The organism is Tumidithrix elongata BACA0141 (assembly GCF_036349135.1).
GTDB classification, from domain to species: domain Bacteria; phylum Cyanobacteriota; class Cyanobacteriia; order Pseudanabaenales; family Pseudanabaenaceae; genus Tumidithrix; species Tumidithrix elongata.
In genome coordinates this window covers 1-5699 of the sequence record NZ_JAZBJZ010000196.1, presented here as the reverse complement: position 1 = coordinate 5699, position 5699 = coordinate 1, and the positions used below count along the sequence as shown (strand labels likewise).

General features: G+C 46.4%; 6 protein-coding genes. 5 read left to right on the top strand and 1 reads right to left on the bottom strand.

What is annotated here, in order from left to right; translation table 11 throughout:
* The 3 genes from V2H45_RS24940 to V2H45_RS24930 form a co-directional block, all read left to right on the top strand.
* A partial coding sequence (locus V2H45_RS24940; protein WP_330486398.1) for an AAA-like domain-containing protein occupies positions 1-602 on the top strand: 602 nt, incomplete at its 5' end.
* 141 nt (positions 603-743) lie between these two features.
* Entirely contained in the window at positions 744-1007 is a 264-nt protein-coding gene (locus tag V2H45_RS24935) for a type II toxin-antitoxin system ParD family antitoxin (protein ID WP_330486397.1), read from the top strand.
* A gap of 111 nt (positions 1008-1118) precedes the next feature.
* Positions 1119-2168 (top strand): DUF1176 domain-containing protein, encoded by a 1050-nt coding sequence (locus V2H45_RS24930; protein WP_330486396.1) that lies wholly within the window; start codon positions 1119-1121, stop codon positions 2166-2168.
* Between the two features lie 171 nt (positions 2169-2339).
* On the opposite strand, the gene V2H45_RS24925 is transcribed toward V2H45_RS24930, so the two are convergent.
* Complete coding sequence (locus V2H45_RS24925) at positions 2340-2642, bottom strand: RNA recognition motif domain-containing protein (RefSeq protein WP_330486395.1); 303 nt, start codon at positions 2640-2642, stop codon at positions 2340-2342.
* A 295-nt stretch (positions 2643-2937) separates the two neighbouring features.
* On the opposite strand from V2H45_RS24925, the gene V2H45_RS24920 reads away from it, so the two are divergent.
* Both V2H45_RS24920 and V2H45_RS24915 read left to right on the top strand, forming a co-directional pair.
* Positions 2938-5058: an SPFH domain-containing protein gene (locus tag V2H45_RS24920; protein ID WP_330486394.1), complete on the top strand. Its 2121-nt coding sequence runs from the start codon at positions 2938-2940 to the stop codon at positions 5056-5058.
* A gap of 136 nt (positions 5059-5194) precedes the next feature.
* A complete protein-coding gene (locus V2H45_RS24915; protein ID WP_330486393.1) occupies positions 5195-5650 on the top strand; it encodes a pentapeptide repeat-containing protein in 456 nt (151 codons plus the stop codon).
* Positions 5651-5699: the final 49 nt, after the last annotated feature.

The window sequence follows — 5699 nt, the reverse complement described above, 5'->3', positions numbered from 1 at the left end:
CCTATAACTTTGGGGGCTTTTTTTCTACCCTAAACTTCTCAAACACGCTCTTACTGCGCGGCTGGCATGAGGATGGCAAGCACAACAAAACTTGGGCAAAGTTGCAGGTGATTCTTGCCTATTCGATGGAATCCTATACGCCCAAAGACATCAATCAATCCCCGTTTAATGTGGGCACTGCGATCGATTTGGATGAATTTACGCCGCCTCAGGTAGCAGAACTCGCTACCAGACATGGGCTGAACCAAGCCCACCTAGAGCCGATCGCAGAATTATTAGGCGGACATCCTTACCTCATCCGTGCGGCACTCTATCACCTAGCCAGTGGCACGATCCCCCTCGACGAACTGCTCCGAACTGCTGCCACAGAGGAAGGGATTTTTCGCCAACATCTCTCGCGGCGTCTAGTAAAACTGGAACAAACACCCCACCTCAAAGACATCCTGCGATCGCTGATCGAATCCGATCGCCCTCAACGTTTCGACCTGTCAACCAGCGCTCAACTCGATGCCATGGGTTTAGTCATCCGCACGGGCAACGGTCTAGAAATTCGCAACAACCTCTACCGTCAATATTTTCGCGATCGGCTACTTGGCTCCTGAGAAAAACATCTTTTGTTGTTTGGGGTACGAATATGATTTTTGCCTATCCCTTTTTGGCAAAATTTGACAATTTTTGTTAAAACTGTAAAGTGTGATGAATCCGATCTGCCTAACAGAGCACTTAATGGGAGGTTCGCAGTTATGACAACGGTTAATGTCTCTTTGCCTGATTCCATGCGCGAATTTATTCTGGAGCAAATCAAAGAGGGTAGCTACAGCACCGTAAGCGAGTACCTGCGGTACTTAATCCGCCAAGAGCAAAAACGGGTAGCTCAGGAAAAACTCGATGCCATGTTGTTGGAAGGGCTGAATAGTGGAGAGTCCGTTGAAATGACGGACGAGCTATGGGAACAGATGCGATCGCGTCTTGCAGACAGATCTCAACAACAAAAGAAGAATAACTAGAAAATTGTTGAAAGATTTAATTTTTTAGGGGGCACAGGATGTTCAAATTGAAGTCATTAGAGTAATTCATGCGGCTCAGGACATTGAGGCGATATTTGAGGAAGAGGAGTTATGAAAAAACTTTTGCAACTGGGGCTTAGTCTGGGAGCGATTGCGCTGACATCTTGGAGTTGCGCATCTCCCGCACCGAATGCTAGTTCCAGTCCTGCAAGCACGCCCCAACCCACGCAAACGCCCTCTGCTATCGCCACTGCACCCAAACCCGTAACATCCCCAACCACCGAGGCTGCTCCAACAACTAGAGCCATAGCGATCGGCGATCTTAAAGAATTAGGAAGCGATCGCGTTTGTCAAAATGCCCATCCAGATAGCATTCTGTTTGCCTACACGGAAACGCGCAACTTCAAAATATATTTGTGCGCTGAAGAACAACTTCCCGATCGCCCTCGCTGGTATATCAGTAAGAATACGGATGGTTCCAGTGGCATTAGTCTCGATGGGAAATCATCCAATCCGCTCAGGGGCGATATCATCGAATTTCAGAACGAGGGCTATACCTATACGATTGAAATCCCCTCTGCCCAAAATCTCGCGCCCTCTTTACGGATAACTTTTCCCAATGGCTTGATGAAGTTCGAGCCCCTGTTACGCTATCTGGGAAATACAGCCACTTCAGTAGTTCGTCTAGATCGAGAGGAACCTCTGCAAGCCGTTTTACGCGATCGCGATCGGTTTGGGATCTGCGATTCCAACTTTAATGAATCCGATGCAAATCGTCATTCTAATATCTATAATCTGGGGCAAGACAAGTATTTGGTGATGGTGCAGTGCTTTTTAGCAGCATATCAGGGCTCATACGCACTTGTTCTCTATAACGCTGACACCAAAGAGATTCGCCTGCTCAGTTTGGACGATTTCAAGCAAGAAGATAGCCGAATTCTTAAAACCACGACTACGCAGTTTGCAGGGCTGCCAAAGTTTAACGCCAGCACGGGAATTCTGAGCAATTACGCCAAGTCGAGGGGTGTGGGTGACTGCGGTACTTTTGCCAAGTACAAATTTGAGAACGAGCAATTTGTCTTGCAAGAATATCGCGCTAAATTTAGCTGTGATGGACGGGCGATCGATCCCGCCCAGTATCCTCTCATCTATCCCAAATAGATCTATCCCAAATAGAGCGATCGCCAGTCATAGCAAAAGGCTCAAACATTTCTGCTTGAGCCTTTTGCGGTCAGATAAATTTATTTGGTGAAAATTGAACCTTTCAGTTCTTTCTTACAGCCATGAACTTACGGCATTCGATCTAAAATCCAAAGAATTGAAATTCAAGATTTAGTAGTTACGTGAGAAGCTGTTGCCTCTACGTCCACCACCACCAAATGAACCTCTGTCTTCACGAGGCTTAGCCTTGTTGACTTTCAGATCGCGACCCATCCATTCTGCTCCGTCAAGAGCTTCGATGGCAGCCGTTTCCTCTGTTTCCGTTCCCATTTCGACAAAACCAAAGCCACGCATGCGACCCGTTTCGCGATCGGTAGGAAGCTGAACGCGTTTGACTGTGCCATACTCTGCAAATGCAGCGCTTAGATCAGCCTCTGTAACCTCATAGGATAGGTTACCAACGTAAATTGACATAAATTATCTCCAAAACTTAGAAGTGTGTAGAGAGTGAAATTTCGGAGGGAAGCCTGCCAATGCAAAACACGAAAAACTCGCTAATACGATAAACAAATGCCGCAACCGATACTTAATTCTCACCCCACTAACCTAGCACACTTTCCAGAAAGTGGAGCAAAGCCTTGGGATTCAGTTCCAATTGTAAAGAAACGTAAAGAATTGCGTAAGTAGCTTATCGATCGCTGATGGCTCGTTATGGCTGATTGAATATAGTGATAGTGCGCTCTACACGCAAATAACTTGGTTAAAGCTTATGAAACCGATCGTTACCGATTTAAAGTTCACTCGATTTACGAAGATTGTGTCCTTCGCTACAGTACTCATTGCTGCGATCGCTTCGACAGGCGTGACTTTCTCAGCAAGTTCCGCACAGGCGAACAATGCATCCAGCATTTCGCAAAGGGCAAAAAATACGACTTCTGTTGCTTCCACACCCAATAAGTTAGAAGCCAAGTCTGAGCCTTTGTTTGAGACTGCTCAGAGGCTTCAACAAGATCCTTCTCAAATCGCTCAAAATTCGAGTCAAACTGCTAAGCGTACAGACGAGCAAACTGCGATCCCCATCCAGATGGCTGGCTTCGATCTACCCATATGGATTTATCCTGTGGGTGGGGCAATCTTTCTGATTTTCTTTTTGCCCCAGCTTGGTTGGATTTTAGGGTTAATCGTGGTGGGCGAACGAGAAGTTGGCATTGTGGTCAAGAAATTCTCTAGTCGTAGCCTTCCCCCAGGACAGTTGGTAGCACTAAACGGAGAAGCAGGATTTCAAGCAGATACGCTCCCCCCTGGTTGGCACTTTGGTTATTTCCCTTGGCAATATAATGTCAAACGAGAACCCGTGGTGGAAGTGCCTCAAAATGAAATCGGGCTAATCTTGGCTAACGATGGTCTGCCCATTCCCCCCCAGCGCATTTTGGGAAAAGTGGTGGAATGCGACGATTTTCAGGATGCCCGCAAGTTTCTTACAAGTGGTGGCGAAAAAGGACGACAGCTAGGAATTGTCACAGCGGGTACTTATCGAATTAATACGGCGCTATTTAGTGTGATCACATCTAAAAACTGCGCTCAGCATGGCATGAGTCCCAAACAGTTACTCGTGCATACGGTCGATCCAAGTACGGTGGGAATTGTTACAACCCTTGACGGTGCACCCATTGACGAAGGAGAGATTGCAGGTTCGATCGTTCCCGACCATGACAACTTCCAAAAAGCCCAATCCTTTGTCGAACATGGTGGACATCGAGGATTGCAAGAACAGGTGGTTCTGTCGGGTTCTTGGAATCTCAATCCTTGGTTTGCAGCGGTACAACAGGTTCCCATGACTGAAGTTCCCATTGGTTATGTGGGTGTGGTGATTTCCTTTGTAGGGCGATCGCATGAAGATGTCAGTGGCGATTCATTTACCCATGGCAATCTTGTCAATGTTGGCAGTAAGGGGGTTTGGGTCGATCCGCTCTATCCTGGTAAGCATCCCCTAAACACGCAAATCATGAAGGTGGAACTCGTGCCCACCACCAATATCGTGCTGAACTTCTCATCGCGGATCAATAGCGAGCATGGCTATGATTCCAAGTTGAGCGCCTTGAAATTACTCTCCTTTGATGGTTTCACCTTCGATCTAGAGGTATTCCAAATCATCCATGTTGGCGCACAGGATGCCCCAAAAGTGATTTCTCGACTCGGCTCGATGCAAAATCTCGTCGATCACGTCCTACGCCCCATTGTCGGTAACTACTTCCGCAACTCGGCACAGGAATATACGATTCTTGACTTCCTCACAGCTCGTAGCGAACGCCAAGCAGAGGCAGCGGAATACGTGCGGGTTGCGTTACGCGCCTACGACGTCCAAGCAGTGGATACCTTGATCGGACTGATTACGCCACCACCCGAGTTGATGCAAACCTTAACCGATCGCAAGATTGCCGAGGAACAACAAAAAACCTATGAAGTGCAGCGCATTGCTCAAACCCAACGTCAAGAGTTGGTCAGAGAAACTGCCCTCGCAGATATTCAACAAAAGGTGGTGACTGCCGAGCAAGGTGTGAAGATTTCAGAATTGGAGGCTAATTCTAGAGTTATGGAAGCCAATGGCGAAGCCGAATCCATTCGCGTTACGGGGCAAGCCAAAGCCGAAGTTTATCAAGCGGGTGTGAATGCCTTAGGTTCGCAGGGCTTTACCGCATTACAACTCATGCAGGTAATCGGCGATAACGGCGTGCGCGTTGTGCCTGATGTCGCTGTCAGTGGCAACAACGGTGCGGGTCTTGTTGATGGTCTGATGGGAATGCTGCTATGGAATCAAACCAAGGAGAGTCATGCCGAAAATGGCGGTCAAACGGTCACTGTGAATAGTCAAACTGCGGATAAGAAGTAACTTCCTTCTGTAGCACAAGGGGGCAACGTGATTGCCCCCATTAAGTGACATAAATTTCTACGAGGGGTTGGTTATGAATCATTAATCTTGGTAGCACAAAGTAAACTAGACACACCCCAAATAACATGATTATCTTATGACCGAAGAATTGCCTTCTAATCTTATCCTTGTTGAACAACAACCTGCCCGACCAGTCAGAACGCTTCAGGCTTTAATAAAATTGTATGCAGACGGACATCGTAATTTTTCAGGCTCAGATTTGCGTGGTGTAACTGTAGATATTTTGGACAAAGAAGTTCAAAATCTAGATTTGCATGAAGTGATTCTCACTGGCTCCAATCTTAAAGCTGTTATATTGCGTGGAAGCGAAAATTTTAAAGTTGATTTATGTGGAGCTGACTTAAGCAACTGCAATTTAGAAGGAGCCGATTTATCTAAGTGTAGGATTGACCAATGCAACTTCAGCAATGCAAATTTAAAAAAAGCAAATTTAAGTGGGGTTTCTTGTCGAGGCTCTGATTTTATTAAAGCAAATGTACAAATCATCAACTCCTACAGTGGCGATTTTGCTGCCTCAAATTTTATAGAATAGACTTGTTTGGAAATAATAGATAATAACAAAACAGTTAGAAGGCGAGATG

What these genes read in the sequence shown, in the direction of transcription:
- V2H45_RS24920 (WP_330486394.1), top strand. Translation starts at nt 2,938, where the DNA reads ATGAAACCGATCGTTACCGATTTAAAGTTCACTCGATTTACGAAGATT.
- V2H45_RS24925 (WP_330486395.1), bottom strand. Translation starts at nt 2,642, where the DNA reads ATGTCAATTTACGTTGGTAACCTATCCTATGAGGTTACAGAGGCTGAT.
- V2H45_RS24930 (WP_330486396.1), top strand. Translation starts at nt 1,119, where the DNA reads ATGAAAAAACTTTTGCAACTGGGGCTTAGTCTGGGAGCGATTGCGCTG.
- V2H45_RS24935 (WP_330486397.1), top strand. Translation starts at nt 744, where the DNA reads ATGACAACGGTTAATGTCTCTTTGCCTGATTCCATGCGCGAATTTATT.
- V2H45_RS24915 (WP_330486393.1), top strand. Translation starts at nt 5,195, where the DNA reads ATGACCGAAGAATTGCCTTCTAATCTTATCCTTGTTGAACAACAACCT.